The sequence below is a fragment of the Actinomyces weissii genome (genome assembly GCF_016598775.1).
GTDB classification, from domain to species: domain Bacteria; phylum Actinomycetota; class Actinomycetes; order Actinomycetales; family Actinomycetaceae; genus Actinomyces; species Actinomyces weissii.
The window spans coordinates 164730-185783 of the sequence record NZ_CP066802.1 but is presented as its reverse complement, the minus strand read 5'-3'; the positions used below and the strand labels follow the sequence as shown (position 1 = coordinate 185783).

Genomic DNA, 21054 nt, shown 5'->3' with positions numbered 1-21054 from the left:
GGGGATCACAGGCCGCGTGCCACCGCCGCTGCCGCGTGGAGCCAGGCCAGGCGTGTGGCCGGGGCCAGCCGGTCAGAGCGCAGCCACTGCTCGCGCATCCCCTTGTCATAGGGAATTGTGACCACCTCGCGGGCAAGAGCGCTGAACCCCTCTACCAGGGACTGCGGCTGCGCCTCCTCCTTGTCTGCCTGTGATACGACGACGACGGCGTTGCGCGCAAGGACGGCGCTGCGACCGTCACGGTTTGTCAGTGCCTGCAGGAGCAGCCTGCCGGCTTCCGCGTGGTCGGGGCGTGTGGAGGTAGCGACGACGATCTGGTCGGCCCTCTCTATCAGGCGTAGCCATAGCTCGTCCCCTTCGTCGTTGCCGGTGTCCCACACGATCAACCGGTAGTAGCGGATAAGCACCTGCTGGATCCCGTCCAGCTGGGCGGGGGTGAGCTTCTGCTCCGTTGAGAGCAGCAACGGGTTGGAGCGCAGCACGTCGAACCGGTCAACTGTCTGGTGGTGCGTGAAGGCAGCCACGTCACCGTGACGAGCTTCAGGGCTCAGTAGCCTGCCGATCTCAGGCACCATGTCAAGGATGGTTGCAGAGTGTGCCCCCTGCTCTGTGCGCCAGCCGAGCGTGCCGCGGGTGACGTTGCCGTCCGCTACCACCACCGAGCCGGAGCCCAGGCGGGCAAAGAAGCTGGAGAGCAGGATCGCGGTCGGCGTCTTGCCTGCCCCACCCTTGCCGTTCAGTACCACTACCGTTCGCGGCCCGGGCCAGTGCTGCGCGACCAGGTGCTCATCGGTCCATGCCTGCCGTTCGCATGCGGTAGGCCCTACCTTGATGCCCATGCGAGCTGCTACGGAGCGCCAGCCTGTCGGCTTAGGACCGCCAGCCTCATTGGAGGTCAGGAAGGATCCAGGCGGAGCTGGAGACTGCCGGACCGTCGGCTCATAACCTGCCTGCGCGACTGCCGTAGGCATCACCGAAGGCGGCTGCAACAGCCCGGGTCGAGGGGTCGTCGGGTACACCTGCGGCACTGCCGACGGCTGGTACTGAGGGGCTGCGGGCTGTATGTGCGGGGAGGTTGGGGGTGACTGCGGACTGATAGGGCCGCTGGGCATCTGGTGGGCCTGCTGAGCTGCTGGCGGCCGGTACTGAGGGGAGGGCGGAGAGGCTTGTGGAGCTCCTGACGGCGGAGCCATACCTGCTGAGTCTGGAGGCTCAGGAGCAGCTGGCGGTACCGAGGGCGCTGGTGTGATGGTTGGCGACGCCTGGCGCGTCTGGGCGGGGCCAGTCTCCACGGCAGAAGGTGGTGCCGTAAGCGGTGGGACCACCGTCTGTGGGACCACCCCGAGCCCCGCGGGCCCTGCGCCCTCCGGAGAATCAGGCAATGCCGGAGCTCCAGAGAGAGGGGCGGAAGCCTGGGGAGAGCTCATGGCGAGGCTCGACTCGGGAGCTGCCGGAGCCTGGGGCAGAGCTGACGGTTCCACCCTGCCCGCAGGTGCGACGGACAAGGAGCCGTCCGGGGACATCAACAGCTCGGTGGAGCCAGAGGGGTCTACAGCGGTGAACCTGACCGGCTGCCCTTCCTGCCTCGCTCTGGCTGCGACCCGGCTCAGCAACAGGGACCGGAGCTCACGCAGGGTCGGAGCGGCCAGTGACTCGGCCCCGTTCTCATCAACGTACTTGCCTTGCCCGCCAGCACCGATCGTAACCGTGACCATGTCTAGCCCTTCCTCTCCAGCAGCTGCGGGTAGGTCTTCTCGATCGCCCTGACAACCAGGGACGTCACCGACGTGCCCTGCTCCGCAGCCATGATCCGCAGGCCACGGAACATCTCTGGTGTCATACTAATCTGGGCACGGTGAGCAGCCGGGCGAGGCTTACCTTTGTCACCGATCATCACCAAGTCTCCAATCTATCAGCCGATACGTCTATACGCCTATGCGTCTTCATGGTCAAACAAGAAGGACCTAGGTACCATTGACCCTGACCCAGAAAGGTATACACACATGAAGAAGAACCCCCTGCTCTCTCCTCTGTGCCTGGCGGCAGCCGCCGCCCTTGTCCTGTCTGCCTGCGGGCAGAGCGTCGAGGACGCCCGGGCAGACGCCTACAACCGCCTCTCGCAGATGCCAGGACTGACCGCTTCCCAGGTACAGGAGTACGAGGCCCAGCTCAACTCGGCAGCCGACACAGCGGCGATCAAGCACATTCTCGAAAATGCGCAGCAAGCCAATGACACCAAACTTGCCGATGATGTCCAGGCCACTGAGCGCGCAAGCCAGGCGGTAGCGACCGCAGCCGCAGCAAGCAAGCTCAAAGAGTCGCTCACAGGAGTCACTCTCATAGGAACCAGCCCCGAGTGCCTGAACATGACCCTCAGACTTGAGAACGATTTTGAGGGATTCCAGGGAACAGCCCGCCAGCCAGGATGCCTTGGCATCCAGGACGGGATGCTTGACCCCGTTAATATCAGCAAGGCAACCGGACACCTCAGCGTTCAAGGCCTCGCTGGCACCATCGACAAAGGTCCTTGGGTCGTCCAGTACTCCGTGACCGTTGATGAGTCCGGGACCTACACCTTCGAACTCGTCTCTGGAACAGATCGGTACGGCGTACAAGGTCGTCACACCTTCGTAGTCTCGTCACCCTCATCCTGATTGCCACACCGCCTGCCGACATACCCCATAAAGGGGTAGATGCCTGCCAACCCCAGAGCGGACACCAGCAGGTGGGCCGGCCCCTTGACTAGGTAGGAAGCGAGCGCGGTAACCAGGGTGAAGCCGAGCAGGTAGAGCACCGCCGACCGTAGGAGCCGGGCGGCGGTGCTCTTTCCAGCCATAACCGTCAGAAGATGCCTGAGCTGCCCCATGCTTGCCCCTCCGCTCATTGGCCCACCAAGGCCTTAGATATACGTCCACTTGCAAGCACAAGCATCATTAGCAGTACTGGCGCAAGCAGGAACGTTCCGTAGTTGTTTACGATCCATCCACTTAGGGACTGCTTGTCGCCTACCGCCGGTATCGGATCTGAAGGACCCAGGAGCGCATATACTTTTACCGCGAGCAGCAGGGTTGCCCCCTGCAACCCCACAGCGGCATAACGTTGCAGGTAACCCACACCCATGCTCTTGGTGTCAGGGTGCCCTATCAACGCAATCGGCAAGGAGGCGAAAGCCGTAAGCATATACAGCTCGGCGAACCTGAGTATGACCATAATCTGCACCACGAGCTTTGCGGCAAGCGATATAAGGAACGGAATTATGAGCAGCATAAGCATTCCCGCTTTATCTACATTGCCGGCATCGCCTATCGAACTAGTTACATTCTCTGGAAGCTCCCGCACCTTCTCAGGCTGAGCATCAATTCCACCTGCAACCTTAGAGGCCACCTCATTGATAGCGTCGAGCAGGAGCAGCGAGTTCTGGGCGGCAATAACCAGCAGCGCAGCCTTGAACATGGTTCCGGCAATAATCTTTACCCCCATCTGCTGATCCCCCTCGATATGGGAGGCGTTGCGAGCGAGCTCAAGCACAAGAATGATTGAAATCACCACAGACGAGACTGGCACCACCGCGGCCTTATGGATACCCGTAACCGCGTTGTACGCTGTTGCATTGTAGCTAGACAGCCCCTTAGACAAGTCACTCAGAGAGTTGGTGTCCATGCTGAACAAGGCTTCAAGCATGTTCTTGAGGATGTCATCCATTATAAACGCCCTCCTTCCGACTCGGCTACTACGACCAGCACTGAAGCTGGCGCTGACACGGACTGTGCACCCTCACGCCGAACAATCACACCTAGTGTCATCAGCATGACTATCTGAAGCACGAGCAGGAGGAGGACCAGCCCCATAGGCGCAGGACGCTTCAACCAGGACTGCTTGGCCTTACGGGATGATGGAGGTTCCCCAGATGCTGCTGGCGCTGCCCACCTGGCGGGAGGAGGCATCGGGGCAGCTGCCAGCCAAGCGTCCACCCCTTCCGGCTCAGGCGCAGGCACTGGAGCCGAGGTATCCACTGACGCCTCTCCTCGTCGTGCAGGCGTGCGCAGCGACGGCAGCCGCAGCCCTCGCTTAGGGGTCTCTGTAGCCTCTTCTGGCTCTGGTGGCACTGGAAGCGCGCGCAGGTCCGTCATAGCCAGGCCAGCAACCGCCCAGTCAGAGAGCGCTCGGTATGTAGCCGGATGGTCCACCAAGTCGTCCAGCAGGTCCGCACTGCGATGCTCGGCGTCAGCGGCGATCGTCCACAGCTGCTGCGCCGTCAGATTCCTGTCAAGCTTCATCGTCCTTAACTCCATCCCTCACTAGCTCACAGGCTCGGCCACACGACGGCCGTCACCTGTTCACCACCTGCTGCGGCAGTCGGCATCTCAACCACCCAGAGCGATGTTCCCGAGAAAACTGCTTCGGTCCCGTCGTCATGAGGGATCCGCACCTTGTAATGCACCATCACACCCACACCGATAGTCGTGCCGTTGTGGCTAGAGGTAGCTGGCTCCCCTGTTGACTCGACCGTGACAGTCGCTCCTTTGACCGAGCCGTACAGAACCTCCCAGCCCGTCGGCGCGTCTGCGGCCCCAGGCGACATGACGGAAAGAAGCCGTTGCCTTCGCAACTCCTTGCTCTCGCTCTGGGACCACTGCGCAGCAGCAGACGCAGCAGCCGTCGCGATCTGCTTCTGCTTGGCGGTGGCTACCGCCTGCTTGCTGTAGCCGTCAATTTCCTTGCCCGGTGACTGGCTAGCGACCGGAGGAGGATTAGTAGAAGGCGCGCCAGGGGCAGTGGTAACAATTTCGCTCGGAGCCACCGCCACCGGGGTCTGCGCTATCTCGTCCACATCCTCCCTGTGCTGGATCGACCAGGCAAGAAACCCTCCCACGCCCCCTACCACCACCAGACAGGTAGAAACGATCAGCGCCAGCAGCCTTATCTGTTCACGAGACATGATGACACCGGCCTCAGTACCAGTGGGGCGAGCGCGCCTGCCACAGGGCCCAGGCGGCACAGGGATTGCCGTAGTCCGGCCTCGCGGCTATGTAGTCCATACCCCACTTGATCTGCGTGGCTGGGTTCGTGCGCCAGTCTGGACCAGCTGCAGCCATCTTCGATGCCGGCAGCGACTGGGGTATGCCGTAGGCGCCGGAGGACGGGTTCTCCGCCTGGTAGTTCCAGCCAGACTCGTGGTTCCAAAGCTCCACAAGGCAGGCAAACTGATTGTTGTCCCAGCCGTAGGAAGGCATCATCTTGCGAGCCGTCTCCTGGGCTGCTGCTGCGGTTGTGCCAGCGGGGGCGAGGTGCACGTTTGACACGGTGGAGACGCCATTCTCGGTAACTACCTTCACCTTGGAGTGGGGGTTGTGCTTGATTACAGCTTGCCCTGATGACACGAGCTCGGCAACCCGGGCCCCTGTGTAGGTCATCTGGAAGTACTCACCGGTGCCATAGTTCTCAGTCACCATGGACCCGTCCGCCGACACCTGGCCGATGTATGCCACGTGTCCGAACAAGGAGTTCCAGCGCCCGTGCTCTGAACCCGCCGCGAAAGAGATGATGTCCCCTGGACTAGGTTTCTTTACTATCTCCCAACCGGGAAGCGCGGACGGCGCCCCCCACTGGTAGCCGTGCCCTCCCGCAGGAGTCGTGTTCGCGTTCGTGTGAGTCCAGGGTTCGGTCGTGTCACCGTCATCACGGTTGACTCGCCATATCGCAAAGTCGGTACAGTTACCAAAATAATACTGTGTAGTGATGTTGACCGTGTTGTACGGACGGTCCTTGTACGGGTAGTCATTGCCCATACCGGCTACGACAACCCCCGCCACGCCTGCCCCGGAGGTAGGCGGGTTGTCCGCCTCATCCCCTGCCAGCCAAGACGGAATGAATGAGGCGATAACCGCTAGCACCAGCACCACAATCGCACACAGAGCCATGATCACTAGCAGGACGGCAGTGGCCTTCAATGCGAGGACAGCAACGATCTTGCCGATAATGCGCGACGCTATACGGACCGCTACGTCAGCGGCGCGCTTCAGGATGTTCTTTGACGCAGTCTTGCCGACCTTCTTACCTGCCTTGGCGGCACGGGCCGACCCCTTTGAAAGAATCCCGCTACCGCGCCTGACCTTACCGGTCAGACCGACGTGAACATTACGCTGCGCAACTCCTGCTTTGGCACGGATAGAGCGTTCAACCATCAGCCCGAGCTGATTAGCGCCGTACCTCCTACCGGCCTTAACCGAAGCCTTGGCCACCTTGAGAGGAGCGGTCGCAACCTTTATAGGAGCCGTGGCTACCTGCTTAGACAGCTGCGCACCCTTCTTCCCCGCTATCTGAGCAACCGTCTTTCCACCGCCCACCGCGATAGAGTCCTCGGCCTCAACGTTAGCCTTGAATGCCACGCCAGTCTTTGCACCGGCCGCAACCCCCTTGCCGCCAACCTTGGCACCGGCCTTACCGACCTTGACACCCGCCTTACCAACCATCGCACCGTATCTGGCAGCCACAACGGTGCCTCTAGCCGCAGTAGTCGCGACATCACCAGTAACCCGCCCCGTCACCTCAAGCGCGTGGGACACCCTGGCGCTAACCGTTACCTTGCTGACGTGGTCCTCGATCAGAGAACCTGCCCCCTCCGTTCCTCTAATATTTAAGGACGGCGTCGCCACCTTAAGCCGCCTCCCCGAACTTTGTAGTAAACAAACGGTAGAGCTGAGTAGAGGTCGGCATACGGGAATCAAATGGCACCATGACCGGCCCCATCTTCAGCAAGCCACATCCTGGCGAGACGTTCTGGAAGTACCCACGATGCTTGTCAGACCAGTGGAAAAGACCCTGGAGCGTGCTCGCGTCCGTAGCAGTCTGGTTGAGCAGCACCAGGATGTCCGCGTTAGCGAGCATGAGGCGAGCTCGTTCGCTCATAAGCAGTTCCTCAATGTTCTGTGTCAGGCCCGTAGGCACCAGCCCGTACTTGCGGGCTCGCTTGTAGATCATCTGGAGGTAGGCCCCGGCGTAGTCGTTGGCGAAGAGCAGGTGCATTTCATCGATGTACAGCCAGGTCCTCTTGCCACGCGCACGGTTGGCCTGAACCTGCGCCCAAATGGACTCCAGGACCACGAGCATCCCGAAGGTCTTCATATCCGAACCCAACTGGGCGATGTCGTAGATCATCACCCGGTTGGAAGTGTCCACGTTAGTCTGCTGCGCAAAGCCTGCGAACGATCCGGCCGCATACAGCTCGAGGGCGACAGCCAGGGACCGCGCCTCGTCCTCAGGCTGCTCTCTCAGCTCCTCGAAGAGGGTTCCAAGCGTAGGTGGTAGAGACTTCTTGTCCTGCAGGAACCGGCCGTATATGCGTGTGACACAGCGGTCGATGATCGAACGCTGGGCCGGAGTCAATCCGTTTACCCCACCGATCAGCACCTCGCACAGAGAGAGCACGAACTCCGCCTTGAGCTTTATCGGGCTTCCGTCATCCGAGTTTGCATGCCGATCCATGTGCATCGGGTTGATACAGGCCGTTGAGCCTGCACTGACCTCCACGGTGGTAGCCCCGAGTCGATGCCCCAGAGGCGGGTACTCGCGCTCAGGGTCGACGATAATGATGTCGTCGTCCGTTCCCAGGAAGATCTGAGTAATCTCGCCCTTGCCGAACTGCGACTTCCCTGATCCTGTCGTGCCCAACACGAAGCCGTTGCCGTTCATGGTGGTAAGTCGCGAGCCGACGACCAGGTTCTTACTGATAGCGTTCGCACCATAGAACACGCCGCCCGGCTGAAGAAGCTCCTGGGTCGTGAAAGGCACCATGACGGCTACCGTCGCCGTCGTCAGCGTCCGGGCGATCGGCAAGCGCGAGGCGCCCAGCGGAAGGACGGCGTTCAGCCCGTCCTCCTGCATGTACCGAAGGGTCTCAAAGGTGCAGGAGTGCTTACGTCCCGCTGCCCGGACCTGTTCCACCGCCTCCACCAGAGCCTCGCGCGTCCGACCTGCCACCCCGATGACAATCGTCGTAGAAAAGAGTTTTTCGTTGGAGGACTCAAGCTGATCGCGCAGTTCCAGAGCCTCCTGGTGCGAGGCCACCAGCTCGTGGGGGATGCTCTCCTCATCGTTTCCTTGCTTGCGTGCCTTGCGCAGCTCGTTAGCGCGCTGCATCTCCATCTCGGCGATCTGCCGCTTGACCAGGTCCAGGCCTTCGACATGATCGAGGGGGCTGAAGTGGACAGACAGCGCCAGCTCGTTGTTGACCTCACTAAGTTCTTTCATCAGGCGGTCCGACAGCCAGGGAGGCAGCTGCCTCAGGCACAGCACCTGGTAGTACGAGTCCTTCTCGTTTCCAAGCTTGATCATGTCCGGATGCTCGGAGAAGTCGAGCAACCAGGGTGCAACGTAGTCCTTGGTCGTCTCAGTAGAACCTACTAGGTGTGAGTAGGTGAAGGTGAAGGGATCCCCAGGACGAAGGATCTCGTGCAACACACGTACCCGCTCCAGCCCAGTGACCCGCTCAGCAACGCAGCCACCGACGGCCTTAAGCTGTGCGATTGTCTCTGTAGCCAAGCGCGCAAGCGTAGTCGTGGCGTGCTCGAAATCCTCCGCCTCCACGGCAATGGTCAGGTACTTGTCAGTCACGACATTGTTACGACCACCCGCCAGGCGCTCGTTTATCAGATCGTTGTACTCCCACCGCAGATCATCGTGCCCGTCTCCCTTTGGGGAGAGGGAGACTGCCTTAGACAGGGTAGCTTTGTCCAGGTGACGGTTGATAACTGTCAACTGTATGTTCTGACCTGCGTCAAAGCTGTTGACAAGCTGGGCGTACTGCTCAACAAGAGCATGCTGCTCCGACTCCGTGGCAAGCTGGTAGTCGATGTCCGCAAGCTTGAGGGTCACCGAGTACCGACCACCCCCCAGCACGCAGATGCCCGTGTCGGTCAGAGCCTGGTACTGAAGAGCCGCTTGTGCCGTGTTTCGTTTACGCTTGGGCACGTCCGACTTCTTGCGCCGCCGCTCGGGACGCCCACCAGAGTCAGTGCTCGAGCTCGAGGCGTCGGACGACTGCTCGTTTCGGGACCTTTTGAGAACGGACAGCATCTACATACCTTTCAGAGTCGATCTGCGGGACGGTCAAGGACTCACTCTTATAGAGCCGACGCTGGGGCTCCCACTTGTAGCGCCATATGTAGCGCAAGTATGTTTCAAAGCTCAGGCCTTTTGGGCGCACCCAGCCGAACGCAATGAACGGCATTGTCAGCAGGGCAGCAAGCCACGAGCCGAGCTCTGATTGCCCCGCCCACAGGCACAGTGCGTATATCCCGCCAACTACGGGAAGACCTACCGCAACACATCCCATCTGGCGCCAGGTCATACCTAGCATTGGCTTGGACTGGTAGGCCGTAATCTCTCGATAGACCTTGATCTCAAGCGCCACGCCAGCACCCTGTTACAATGCGATACTGTTGAACAACTGCGCGGCCGCAATAATCAGCCCACCACCGACTGCCTGCCACACGCCGGATTGGATCTGCGGCCCCTGGTGGTCTCGCAGGCCACCGGCCAGAGTGATTACACCCCAGACCGTCCATAAGCCACCACCAATTGTGGCGAATCGAACGAAAAGCTGAAGAGCGGAAGACAGCATGTCCATCGAGGAACCTCCTTGGGGATCTACGCCCAGCACCTTGATCGCGGTTCCATACCGGCTTGACTCTGCTCTTTACTGTCCAGCACAACCAGGAACAGCCCGACCAGGAAAGGACTTGTGTTTCACAATTCTATCAACACCCACATATGCGTCAATGCGCATATCTTGGGGAGAAGTCCCCATCCCCAGAAGGCGCCGAGCCTCTTGCCGTTACGTCACGGAATCCAGTACCGCAGCCAGAATCTGACAACCGCTGGCCCCTCAACTGCCTCGCGAACCACACCCGCGCTGGATACCGGGTTGCGAGCCGCCGCTCTTGTCCAGCAGCGATCGAGCCCTGTCCCGCTGAGCAGCCAGCACCTCCGCCTTAGTTTTCTTGCGCAGAGGCGTACCAAGCTCAGGATCAGCCACAGTCCGGCGTAACACGCGCCCGTCAGCCACACGCACCCCTACCTCCACAAGGACCGGAGGCTTGGCAAGCTCGCGTGCGTCGTAGCGTCTATACTCACTGACCTTCGACGGCACGGCCGTCAGAAGGGCCTCGACGGCCCGCCGCGGCTTTGAGGTGCCGTCCGCGTTGAAAACAGACTTTACCGCCTCCGTAGGCACCCGGCGCGCGACCTGGCCGCGTGCGGCCGCGTCGACGTAGCGGCCGAAGGTGGACTCCAGGGAGAACTCACGCGTCGCATGAATCTCGACGACTCTCACCGAGTAGCCCGCCGCGTCCAGCCTGTTCACGACCTCAGCCGTCTTAGCCATGGAAGAGCACACCTGATCGAGCACAAGGTGCTTCCGCTGGCTGATGGCATCATCACGCACCATCTTCGCGATCATGGAGGACTCCTCGTGGACCAGTGAGGACAGGTCCAAGGAGGAGAACACCTCACCACGAGACTCAAGGTCACGCACCACCGGCGGCTTGATCTCAGCCTCAAGCGAGCCGTCCGCCCGAGCCGCGTCCAGCAAACGGGCCTTGATCTCGTCAGCGTCAATGACCACGAAGTCACTACGGTCCATGCCAGCGGTAACCGCGTTGTCCCTACGGGCAAACACGTCGTTGAAGCTGGTGGACTTGCCTGCCCCGGGAGGACCAGCAAGCACGATCGCCACAGGCGCCGAACCTCGCTCCGCCATGCTCCCCTGGGACGCAATGCTCGAGACCAGCGATGCCTGTAACCGAGCGCGCCCAGGCAAGGCGATTGAGTTCCCATCAAACCGCCGGAACCACTTAGGGTTGTTGACAGTGGCGTTGGGAGCGTCAGCAGCCAGCGGATCGCCGCCGGGGGAGTCGCGCAGGGCCTGCAGCACAGCGTAGTGGCGTGCGGCATCCTCCTGCGCACTGCCCACAGGCTCAGATCCAAGGGCCATGCCCCGATCGTATCCGACAGGGCCTGGTTCCACAGGCTCCTGCTCAGGTCTTGTCGGACATCGCCTCTAGCAGTTCGTCGTAAAGCTCATCGTCGATGAGCTGGTGGAAACCGGCAACGTAGAGGTCCCAGCCGCGCGAGCCCTCCGGAGGCGAGGGTTCGGGATCCTCGCCCAGGGGAGTGCGCGGGACGGTGAGGCCGTCGTAGTGGGCAGCAAGCGTAACCAGCTCGTCACGCCCGAGGTTCCCAGCGCGGTACTCCTCGATCATACGCTTGACGGTCAGGAGCCGCTCCAGGCCCAGGCGCTCAAGGGCCGCAGGAGCATAGGTACGGATCATGGCCTCAATAGCGGGCTCGTCAAGCTGGTCTCGCCAAGGACGAGTGCAGTCGTACATGCGAGGCATCGCATCACCTTTCCCGCAAGACTCAATATCCAGGCCGACTAGAACGACCACCACCCAGCCAATACTGGCACACCCGCGCGAGCCCTACCAGGCCTGCACACAGCCGCACGGAAGTGGAACCTCCTCCAAGCAGCCAGGCCCGCAGTCCCCCACTGGCACGGCTCCGGTATGTTGCGAGGGTGCATGAACCTAGCTCCGCGTCAGCCACTCACCCGTCCCCGCCTGCGGGCAGCACCGGCACGCCGCACTGGAAGCGGAACACCGCCTGGTTCCTGACCGGGCAGCTGCTGTCCCTGTTCGGCTCCTCCCTGGTGCAGTTCGCCATCATGTGGCACCTGACCCTGGAGACCAAGTCCGCCAACGTCGTCACCCTGTACGCCCTGTTCGCCTTCCTGCCGCAGGCGGTTATCAGCCTGTTCGGCGGCACCCTGGCCGACCGGATCAACCGCAAGCTGCTGATAATCGTGCCCGACGCGGCTATCGCCCTGTCCACCCTGGTGCTGGCGCTGCTGATGGCTCGCGGGAGCTACAGCCTGTGGATCATCTTCCTGGTGGTACTCATCCGCTCGGTGGGCGCCGGGTTCCAGCAGCCTGCGGTCTCCGCCCTGATCCCCAGCATGGTGCCTGAGGAGCACCTGCTGCGGGTCAACGGCATCAACACCACCTGCCAGAGCCTGATCGGTATCGCCTCACCTGTGGCTGGCGGCATCATCTACGGGCTGGGGGGCGTGCAGCCCACCCTGTTCGTCGACGTCGTCACCGCCGCCGTCGGGATCGGTATCCTGCTGCTGCTGCGCGTGCGCGCCACACCGCCGCACCGGGAGCAGTCAGCCTTCCTGGCCGAGCTGGTGGACGGTCTGCGCTACACCGCCAGCCACCGTTTCTTCCTGTGGCTGATCGGGCTGCAGGCCGTAGTGATCCTGCTGATAGTCGGCCCGAACTTCCTGGTGCCGCTGCTGGTGACGCAGAAGTTCGGCGAGGGCGTTTGGGCACTGACCGGTATCGAGATCAGCTTCCAGGTAGGCATGATCTGCGGCGGGGTGGCCGTGTCCACCGTCCTGGCCAAGAAGGCGGATATGCGGATGCTGATGGTCTCCTCAGCCTCCTTCGGGGTGTTCGCGCTCGGTATCACGGCCTCCCCCAACGTGTGGGTGATCTTCCTGATGAACTTCCTGTGCGGCCTGTTCGTGCCCCTGTTCGCCACCCCCGCCATGACCGAGGTGCAGAAGCGCGTGAACGAGGAGTACATGGGGCGGCTCATGTCCCAGTTCACGCTGTCCTTCACGCTCGGAATGCCCCTGGGGGTGGCGGTCTTTGGACCCTTGTCCACGGTTGTGGGCGTTGGTGGGGTGATTACCGTTACCGGGGTCGCCACCATCGTCTTCGTCCTGTGGGCCTTCCTGGTCTCCCCCACCGGAAGGGCCGAGCTGCAGCGGGACCGCGAGGAGGCCGCAGCAGCCCTGGCGAGCCAGGAGACGCCGTAGGGCGGGCCGACATCGCCGGGGGCCGGCAGCGGCTACGGACACCAACCAGGAGGATCGGGGACCGACGTCACTGGGGCTGCGGAAGCCTACCGGTTAGGTGCAGGCAGAGGCGGGACCGTTCCTGTCAGATCCCTGCGGCACACTGGCCCCATGACCGACCTGCCACACGCCTCCGCTCGGGACCTCACCGAGGTCCTGACCAGCATCGGCGCGCGTGACGGCAGGCTCATCCACCTGGAACGCACACCCGCCCGCCCCGGCCGGACCACCAGCTGGCCCGCCTGGGCGGACCCGGCCCTGGTCCGCGCCTACCAGCACCTGGGCATCGGCGCCCCCTGGACCCACCAGGCCGCCGCCGCGGAGTCCCTGCACGCTGGCCGTCACACGGTGATCGCCACCGGAACAGGCTCCGGCAAGTCTCTGGCCGCCTGGCTGCCCGCACTCTCCGCGGTCCTGGCCGCACAGCGCGCCAACGCCGTCAGCACCCGCATCAGCCAGCACGGCCGCCGCCCCACCACCTTGTACCTCTCCCCCACCAAGGCCCTGGCCGCCGACCAGGCCGCCGCGCTGGCCCGCCTGGTCAGTGAGATCGAGGCGGTACAGGGCGACGGCGCCCCACGCACCGTCCTCACCGGCACCTGCGACGGCGACACCCCACTGCCGGAGCGGGACTGGGTGCGCGCCCACGCCGACGTCGTCCTGACAAACCCTGACTTCCTGCACTTCTCCCTGCTGCCCGGCCATGAGCGCTGGGCCAGGCTGCTGCGCTCCCTGCGGTACGTGGTGGTGGATGAGTGCCACGCCTACCGGGGCGTGCTGGGCGCGCACGTGGCCCTGGTACTGCGCCGCCTGCTGCGCCTGGCCCGCCGTCTGCAACCAGACTCGCCTGGGCCTACTGTCCTGTGCGCCTCCGCCACCGCCGCCGAACCGGCCCTGACCGCCGCCCGGCTGATCGGCGTCGCCCCCGAGCAGGTCACCGCTGTCACCGACGACGCCTCCCCGCGCGGCGAGCAGACCCTGGCCCTGTGGCAGCCTGCACTCAAGGACCCCTGGGACCTGTGGGGAACAGCGCTTGGAGACTGCCCCGACCCGGCACCGGGACACTCGCCAGGCACCTCAGCCCGCCAGCAGGCCAGTGCGGCCCCAGACCACCTCACCGAGCCCCGCCCGTCCCCTGGGCACGGCTGCCCGCCCGAACAAGTCGTAGCCCAGGCCCCTGTCCCCCGAGCCGGTCAGGGGCCGCCTGCCAGCGCCCCCACGGCCCTCGACGCCGCGAACGCAGCTGCCGCCACCCCTCACCAACCTGGCTCTCCCGACTCGCTGCCTGCCCGGCCACCGCTGCCTGACAGCCAGGACGCCGACCCTGCAGAGCGCCGCTCCGCCGTCACCGAGGCCGCCGAGCTGCTCACCGACCTGCTCACCGTGGGGGCCCGGGCCCTGGTATTCGTACGCTCCCGACGCAGCGCGGAGGTGGTGGCCGAGCACACCCGGGAGCTGCTCTCCCGCAGCGAGCCCCGGCTCATGGACGCCGTCGCCGCCTACCGGGGCGGCTACCTGCCCGAGGAGCGCCGCGCCCTGGAGACCGGCCTGCGCGACGGGAGCCTGCGGGCCCTGGCCACCACCAACGCCCTAGAGCTCGGCATCGACGTCACCGGCCTGGACGCCGTCATCATCGCCGGGTGGCCTGGCACCCGCGTGAGCCTGGGCCAGCAGGCCGGGCGTGCCGGACGCGCCGGTGCCCCCGGCGTCGCCGTCCTGATCGCCAGCGACAACCCCCTGGACGCCTACCTGGTGCACCACCCCCAGGAGGTCTTCGCTGGCCCGGAAGCCACCGTGTTCGACCCGGCCAACCCCTACGTACTCGCCCCGCACCTGTGCGCCGCCGCCTCCGAGTACCCGCTGCAGGACAGCGACCTGCCCCTGTTCGGCCTGCCCGACAGCTCCCTGCTGGCGGACCTGGCCGCACGCGGGGCACTACGACGCCGCCCCACCGGCTGGTACTGGAACACCGCCCTGCCCGGCCGGGCGCAGGACCTCACCAGCCTGCGCGGGGAGGGTCCACCGGACGTGCCCATCGTGGAGGCCGCCACCGGCACGGTTATCGGCACCGTGGACGGGTCGCGGGCCGACGCCACCGTGCACCCAGGGGCCGTGTACGTCCACCAGGGCCGGGTGCTGCTGGTCGAGGAGCTCACGCCCCAGGCTGCGCTGGTCCGTGAGCGCCCCGCCCTGGGGTACCGCACCCGCGCCCGGACCCAGTCGACCGTGCGGGTCCTGGCCGAACGTGAACGCCAGGAGTGGGGTCGCGAGGTGACCTGGGCCTTCGGCTCGGTGGAGGTCACCAGCCAGGTGACGGGCTTCATGCAGCTGCGGCCACCCGGCTGGGAGGTGGTGTCCCAGCAGCCCCTGGAGCTGCCCGAGCACAAGATGCCCACCTCCGCCGTGTGGTGGACCATCACCACCGAGCAGTGCCAGGCGGTGGGACTCACCCCAGACCGCCTCCCTGGGGCCCTGCACGCCGCCGAGCACGCCGCCATCGGGATGCTGCCCCTGCTCGCCACCTGTGACCGCTGGGACATCGGCGGCCTGTCCACCGCGCTGCACCCGGACACCCTGAGCCCCACCGTGTTCGTGCACGACGGCCACGCCGGTGGAGCCGGATTCGCGGAGCGCGGCTACCGGGCCGGGGCTCGCTGGCTGCGCGCCACCCTAGACGTCCTGGAGCAGTGCGGCTGCGCGGCTGGCTGCCCCTCATGCGTGCAGTCCCCCAAGTGCGGCAACAACAACGAGCCCTTGGACAAGGCCGGGGCCGCCGTGCTGCTGTCCCTCCTGCTGGAGGCCGCGCCCCAGCCCTGACCCCCGCGCCTGGGGCTAGTCAGCGCGCCGCCGCGGCTCGCGCTCCTGGGAAAGCTGTCACTGGCGGAGGGCTAGCACCACCCCGCCCCCGACCACCGACCAGTAGATCGTTGCAATCCCAACACTCCCCCACCAGGCACACCGCGCGAACCAGCTGCTAACCCTCCGCCAGTGACAAAACCCAGGGCGTGCCAGCCCCCCCCCGCCTCAGCCACTGCATCAGCAAGCTCCTCGATAGCCTGGGCCCATGAAAGCCGCGGGCCTGGCCCAGCCTCACCTCCACAGCCCCCTATGCGACCGCAGCCCGTCCTGCAGCTGCCCACCACGTCCAGCCCCGCCCGTGCCAGCCCCAGCGGACCACCCCAGACGCCATGAGCCCTGAGATCACCACCAGCCTGACCCTGCTCCTGGCCCTGCTGCTCCTCGCCGCCACCGCCGCCGCCGTGCAACAGCGCCGCCAGGTGTCCATCGCCCGCACCGAGGCGGAGCAGCTGCGCAGCCAGGCCCGCGAGCGCTCCACCCCACGTGACGTCCTGGCCCACGAGATCCGCACGCCCCTGTCCTTGATCCGAGGCTCGGCCGAGCTGCTGGCGGAGGAGACCCCCGGCGAGCTCAATGACGTGCAGCGCCGCTTCGTGACCACGATTATTGAGAACTGTGAGCAGGCCATCGGCATGGCGGAGGACTTCCTGACCCAGGCCCGCCTGGACCATGAGCTGTTCTCCCTGCACCTGGGCAAGGTGGAGCTGCGCGCCCTGGTGCGCACGCTGGTGCAGGAGATGCGCCGTTCCAGCCCGGTGCCGATCCGGCTGGAGGCTCACGGGGCGCCGGTGCGGATCGTGGCGGACGCCCGTCTGCTGCGGCAGGCGATAGCGAACACGGTCACCAACTCGGTGCGGCACGCGGGAGAGCAGGCCACGGTCACGGTGAGTGTCAGCTGTGCGGACGATACCGCCCTGGTGGCGGTCTCCGACGACGGCAGCGGCATGACCGTGGAGCAGAAGCGCTCCCTGTTCACCCCGTACAGCTCGGAGAACTCCCTGGACGCGCCAGCCAGCCGGGGCGTGGGCCTGGGCATGGTCATCACCCGCCAGGTCATGGGCCTGCACGGTGGTGAGGTGCTGATCGACACCATGACGGCGCGGGGCACCACGATCTACCTGTCGTTGCCGGTGCGCGGCCCGGTCCGCTCGGGACAGGAGCCGCCGGGGCCTGCGCAGCCGGGTCCACATCCCGGCCCACAGGCAGGCTCGCAGCGGACACAATAGGGTCAGGGCTCTCAGGCAGGAGGTGGCACATGGAGGCGATCGCGCCGGGTCAGCCGGTGGCGCTCGTGGTCGACGACGAGCCCCAGATGCGCTACATCGTCACCTTCGCCTTGGAGACGCAGTCCTTTACCTGCTTGAGCGCCGGGACCGCGGAGGAGGCTTGGGAGCTGCTCCGCTCCCGGCAGATCGACCTGGTGGTGCTGGACGTGATGCTGCCGGACCTGGGGGGTGTGGAGCTGTGCCGCCGCGTCCGGGCCACCTCGGACGTGCCGATCATCCTGCTCACGGCCTTGGGGGACGAGGAGGACCGCATCGCCGGCCTGGAGGCTGGGGCGGACGACTACGTGACCAAGCCCTTCTCTCCGCGTGAGCTGGCGCTGCGGGCCAGCGCGGTGCTGCGTCGTTCTGGCACGACGGCGGGCGACGTCGTCGTGAACGGGCCGCTGCGGGTGGTGCCCTCGACCGGGGAGGTGACCTGGCAGGGGGTGGCGGTGCCCCTGCCGGACACGGAGGTGCGGCTGCTGGCGGTGCTGGCCCGGCACGCGGGCACGGTGCTGGAGTGGCCGGACCTGCTGAACGCCGTGTGGGAGACGGCGGAGCGGGCCGGGGGCAAGGAGATGGTGCGCGCCACGGTGTACCGGCTGCGCCGTCACCTGGAGCGGCGGGAGGTGTCGGGGGAGCTGGTGCTGGCGATCCGGGGCCGTGGCTACACCATGCCGGTGCTGTGAGCCCGTGGGGGCAGGCCAGAGGCAGCCAGCCCGCGTGCAAGAGACCAGGCGCGGCAGCCCCTGCACCAGGCTCAACGTCCCAGAACAGAGCACCACACCCCCATCTATAACAGAACTGTCACAGACCGTCACAGACAATTGGTGCCGCAGGTCACTTTCTTCGCGCATCATGGGCAGTGGTCGACGCAATGTGGCGTCCCGCAACCGAAAGGTCCCCACCCATGTTCACCAACCGCAAGGTCGGCGTTCTACTGTCCGGGGCGGCCACCGTGAGCCTGCTCCTGTCCGCCTGTGCCGGCACCCCCTCTAACAGCTCTGGCACCGGAGGCGGAGGTGAGGCCGGTGCCGGGGACTCCATCACGGTGGCCTGCGGCGCCATGGAGGACCTGTGCCAGGCCTGGACCGACGCCTTCACCAAGAAGACCGGCATCAAGGCCACCTACGTGCGCCTGTCCTCCGGTGAGACCGTCGCCCGCCTGGCCTCCGCCAAGTCCAACCCGGAGTTCGACGTCTGGCACGGCGGCCCCGTGGACGGCTACGGCGAGGCCGTCAACCAGGGGCTGCTGGAGGCCTACTCCTCCCCGGAGGCCGCCGCGATCCCGGACAAGTACAAGGACGCCTCCGGCAACTGGACCGGCGTGTACATCGGCGCCCTGGGCTTCTGCTCCAACAAGTCCGCGCTGGACAAGCTGGGGGTGGAGGTGCCTGACTCCTGGGACGACCTGCTGGACCCCAAGCTCAAGGGCCAGATCTCCACGGCCCACCCCTCCACCTCCGGCACCGCCTTCACCACCCTGTGGACCCAGGTGACCCGCCTGGACGGGGAGGACGCCGGCCTGGACTACATGAAGCAGATGCACGGCAACGTCCTGCAGTACTCCAAGTCCGGCACGGCCCCCGGCCAGATCGCCGGGCGGGGTGAGGCCGCCGTCGGCCTGGTCTTCTCCCACGACTGCGTGAAGTACCAGGAGGAGGGCATGACCGACCTGGTGGTGTCCTTCCCCCAGGAGGGGACCGGCTACGAGGTAGGTGGCGTGGGGCTGGTAGCCGGCTCCAAGCACAAGAGCGCCGCCCAGCAGTACATCGACTTCGCGATCTCCACCGAGGCCCAGAACATCGGGCAGACCGTGGGCGCCTACCAGGCCCTGACCCACCCCCAGGCCAACGTGTCCGACAAGATGGTCCGGCTCGACTCCCTGACCCTGGTGGACTACGACTTCGCCAAGGCCTCAGAGGCCAAGCCGAACCTCACCAAGCGCTTCGACGACGAGATCGCCGCCAAGCCCAAGGAGTAACACACGGATCGACGGCGGAGGGCTGGGGCCTGGAGCGCCACAGCGACCCAGGCCCCAGCCCTGCCCTCGGCCACCGGCGTCCCGCCGCCATCAGGCCGTGTCAGCGTCAAGCCCTGCCACCATCAGGCCCCGTCAGCGCCGGTCCTCAGCGCCATTACCTCATCTCCGCCACCTGCCCACCGGGCACCGTCCGGCCCCCGCCACCACCGCGGGCCCCGACGTCGCCCCCGCAGCCAGAGACCCAGCCACCCACCTCCCCCAGCCAGATCTGAGAGGTCCCATGTCCGCCCCCGCCACCGTGGCCGCGAGCACCCCCCAGCCACGTACCCGCACCCGTACTAAGGTCCGCCAGGACCCGGTGACCTTGACCATCACCGCCGTCGTCGTCCTGCTGCTGCTGATGCTGGTGGGCCTGCCCCTGATCCGCATCCTCGCGGAGGCCTTCACCGCAGGCGGCCTGGAGGTGCTAGGCGACCTGCTCACCTCCAGGACCAACCGGGCCATCATGCTCAACACCCTGGTGCTGGGCGCCGTGGTAGGAGCGGCCGGGACCCTCGTAGGCTTCGTGCTGGCCTACATCCAGGCGCGTGTGGCCTTCCGCGGCAAGAAGCTGTTCCACCTGATCTGCCTGATGCCGATCGTCTCCCCGCCCTTCGCGGTGGCCACGGCCTCCATCACCCTGTTCGGGCGCAACGGCATCATCTCCACCCAGATGCTGGGGCAGCAGTGGAACATCTACGGCCTGCCCGGCCTGACCCTGGTGCTCACCCTGTCCTTCTTCCCCGTGGCCTACATGAACCTGCTGGGCATGTTCCGCAGCCTGGACCCCGCCATGGAGGAGGCGGCCTCCTCGCTGGGGGCGAGCCGCTGGACGATCTTCCGCACCGTCACCCTGCCGATGGTGGTGCCCGGCATCGCCGCCTCCTTCCTGCTGCTGTTCGTGGAGGCGATCGCTGACCTGGCCAACCCCCTGGTGATCGGGGGCGACTACACGGTCCTGGCCTCGCGCGCCTACATCGCTATCACCGGCGAGTACAACACCGCGGCGGGCGCCGCCTACTCCCTGGTGCTGCTGGTGCCCTCGCTGCTGGTGTTCCTGCTGCAGCGCTACTGGTCCAACCGCTCCTCCACGGTCACCGTCACCGGCAAGCCCGCAGGCAGCTTCAAGCCGGTGCGCGACAACCGCACCCGGGTGCCGCTGCTGGCCCTGGCGGTGGCGGTCCTGGGCCTGGTGGTCACGGTCTACGCCGCCGTGCTGGTGGGGGCCTTCGTGGAGATCCTGGGCGTGAACAACAGCTTCACGCTGCGGCACTTCGAGTACATCCTCTCCGGCATCGGCAACGACGCCATGGTGGACACCACACTCCTGGCCCTGGCCGCCACCCCGGTCGCCGGGGTCCTGGGCATGGTGATCGCCTGGCTGGTGGTGGTGCGGCTGCGCCGGGGCGCCGCCATCATGGACTTCGTGGGGATGCTGGGACTGGCGGTGCCCGGAACCGTGATCGGCATCGGCTACCTGGTCACCTACAACGTGCCCGTGGCCCTGTTCGGGGTGAACGTGGTCCCGGCGCTGGCTGGTGGCGGGGCCGTGGCGGGCGGGGCGATCGCCATCGTGATGGTCTACGTGGCCCGCTCCACGCCAGCCGGGCAGCGTTCAGGCGTGGCCAGCCTGCAGCAGATCGACAAGGCCATTGACGAGGCCTCCACCTCCCTGGGGGCCTCCGGCCTGGCGACCTTCCGGCGGGTGACCCTGCCGCTGATCCGCCCCGCCTTCCTGGCAGGCCTGACCTACGCCTTCTCCCGCTCCATGACGACGCTGTCCCCCATCATCTTCATCACCACGCCGCACACCAAGATCATGACCTCCCAGATCCTGTCCGAGGTGGACGCCGGGCGCTTCGGCAACGCCTTCGCCTTCTGCGTGATCCTGATCGTGATCGTGCTGTCGGTGACCGGCCTGATGAACCTGGTCGTCAAGGACCGCTCCGTGCGGACAGGAGCCTCACTGTGAGCACCCAAGCCGCCGG

At 65.4% G+C, this 21054-nt stretch carries 18 protein-coding genes; 7 read left to right on the top strand and 11 right to left on the bottom strand.

What is annotated here, in order from left to right:
• Nucleotides 1-5: 5 nt before the first annotated feature.
• Together JG540_RS00785 and JG540_RS10520 are read right to left on the bottom strand one after the other, a co-directional pair.
• Nucleotides 6-839, bottom strand: coding sequence for a MinD/ParA family ATP-binding protein (locus tag JG540_RS00785; RefSeq protein WP_200276100.1), 834 nt, complete (start codon nt 837-839; stop codon nt 6-8).
• 878 nt (nt 840-1717) lie between these two features.
• Nucleotides 1718-1840, bottom strand: coding sequence for a hypothetical protein (locus JG540_RS10520; protein ID WP_267977941.1), 123 nt, complete (start codon nt 1838-1840; stop codon nt 1718-1720).
• Nucleotides 1841-2003: 163 nt separating this feature from the next.
• On the opposite strand from JG540_RS10520, the gene JG540_RS00780 reads away from it, so the two are divergent.
• Nucleotides 2004-2654, top strand: coding sequence for a GA module-containing protein (locus JG540_RS00780; RefSeq protein ID WP_200276098.1), 651 nt, complete (start codon nt 2004-2006; stop codon nt 2652-2654).
• Here JG540_RS00780 and JG540_RS00775 read toward each other — a convergent pair.
• From JG540_RS00775 to JG540_RS00735, 9 genes are all read right to left on the bottom strand, one after another.
• Nucleotides 2621-2836: a hypothetical protein gene (locus tag JG540_RS00775; RefSeq protein ID WP_200276096.1), complete on the bottom strand. Its 216-nt coding sequence runs from the start codon at nt 2834-2836 to the stop codon at nt 2621-2623. The two genes, JG540_RS00780 and JG540_RS00775, sit on opposite strands and share 34 nt — an antisense overlap.
• A gap of 44 nt (nt 2837-2880) precedes the next feature.
• The gene (locus tag JG540_RS00770; protein ID WP_200276094.1) at nt 2881-3702 is read right to left on the bottom strand and encodes a conjugal transfer protein TrbL; all 822 of its coding nucleotides are present in this window, start codon (nt 3700-3702) and stop codon (nt 2881-2883) included.
• 601 nt (nt 3703-4303) lie between these two features.
• Nucleotides 4304-4939 (bottom strand): hypothetical protein, encoded by a 636-nt coding sequence (locus JG540_RS00765; protein ID WP_200276092.1) that lies wholly within the window; start codon nt 4937-4939, stop codon nt 4304-4306.
• A 13-nt stretch (nt 4940-4952) separates the two neighbouring features.
• On the bottom strand, nt 4953-6656 hold the full coding sequence (locus JG540_RS10640) for an aggregation-promoting factor C-terminal-like domain-containing protein (protein ID WP_200276090.1): 1704 nt from the start codon (nt 6654-6656) through the stop codon (nt 4953-4955).
• 1 nt (nt 6657) lies between these two features.
• The gene (locus JG540_RS00755; protein ID WP_234042831.1) at nt 6658-8970 is read right to left on the bottom strand and encodes a VirB4-like conjugal transfer ATPase, CD1110 family; all 2313 of its coding nucleotides are present in this window, start codon (nt 8968-8970) and stop codon (nt 6658-6660) included.
• A gap of 40 nt (nt 8971-9010) precedes the next feature.
• On the bottom strand, nt 9011-9412 hold the full coding sequence (locus JG540_RS00750) for a PrgI family protein (RefSeq protein ID WP_200276086.1): 402 nt from the start codon (nt 9410-9412) through the stop codon (nt 9011-9013).
• A gap of 12 nt (nt 9413-9424) precedes the next feature.
• Entirely contained in the window at nt 9425-9628 is a 204-nt protein-coding gene (locus JG540_RS00745) for a hypothetical protein (RefSeq protein ID WP_234042830.1), read from the bottom strand.
• Between the two features lie 258 nt (nt 9629-9886).
• Nucleotides 9887-10759 carry a zeta toxin family protein gene (locus JG540_RS00740; RefSeq protein ID WP_267977940.1) on the bottom strand — a complete coding sequence of 291 codons (873 nt, stop codon included), beginning with the start codon at nt 10757-10759 and terminating at the stop codon, nt 9887-9889.
• Between the two features lie 277 nt (nt 10760-11036).
• Complete coding sequence (locus JG540_RS00735; RefSeq protein WP_200276082.1) at nt 11037-11330, bottom strand: hypothetical protein; 294 nt, start codon at nt 11328-11330, stop codon at nt 11037-11039.
• A gap of 245 nt (nt 11331-11575) precedes the next feature.
• Here JG540_RS00735 and JG540_RS00730 point away from each other — a divergent pair, with 245 nt between their 5' ends.
• The 6 genes from JG540_RS00730 (at nt 11576) to JG540_RS00705 (ending at nt 21038) form a co-directional block, all read left to right on the top strand.
• Entirely contained in the window at nt 11576-12880 is a 1305-nt protein-coding gene (locus JG540_RS00730) for an MFS transporter (protein WP_200276080.1), read from the top strand.
• 150 nt (nt 12881-13030) lie between these two features.
• Nucleotides 13031-15736, top strand: a complete 2706-nt coding sequence (locus tag JG540_RS00725) for a DEAD/DEAH box helicase (protein ID WP_200276078.1) — start codon at nt 13031-13033, stop codon at nt 15734-15736.
• Between the two features lie 371 nt (nt 15737-16107).
• The gene (locus JG540_RS00720; protein WP_200276076.1) at nt 16108-17004 is read left to right on the top strand and encodes a sensor histidine kinase; all 897 of its coding nucleotides are present in this window, start codon (nt 16108-16110) and stop codon (nt 17002-17004) included.
• Nucleotides 17005-17033: 29 nt separating this feature from the next.
• Entirely contained in the window at nt 17034-17732 is a 699-nt protein-coding gene (locus JG540_RS00715) for a response regulator (protein ID WP_200276074.1), read from the top strand.
• Between the two features lie 221 nt (nt 17733-17953).
• Complete coding sequence (locus JG540_RS00710) at nt 17954-19027, top strand: ABC transporter substrate-binding protein (protein ID WP_200276072.1); 1074 nt, start codon at nt 17954-17956, stop codon at nt 19025-19027.
• A gap of 280 nt (nt 19028-19307) precedes the next feature.
• Nucleotides 19308-21038, top strand: coding sequence for an ABC transporter permease (locus tag JG540_RS00705; protein ID WP_200276070.1), 1731 nt, complete (start codon nt 19308-19310; stop codon nt 21036-21038).
• The last annotated feature ends 16 nt before the right edge of the window (nt 21039-21054 follow it).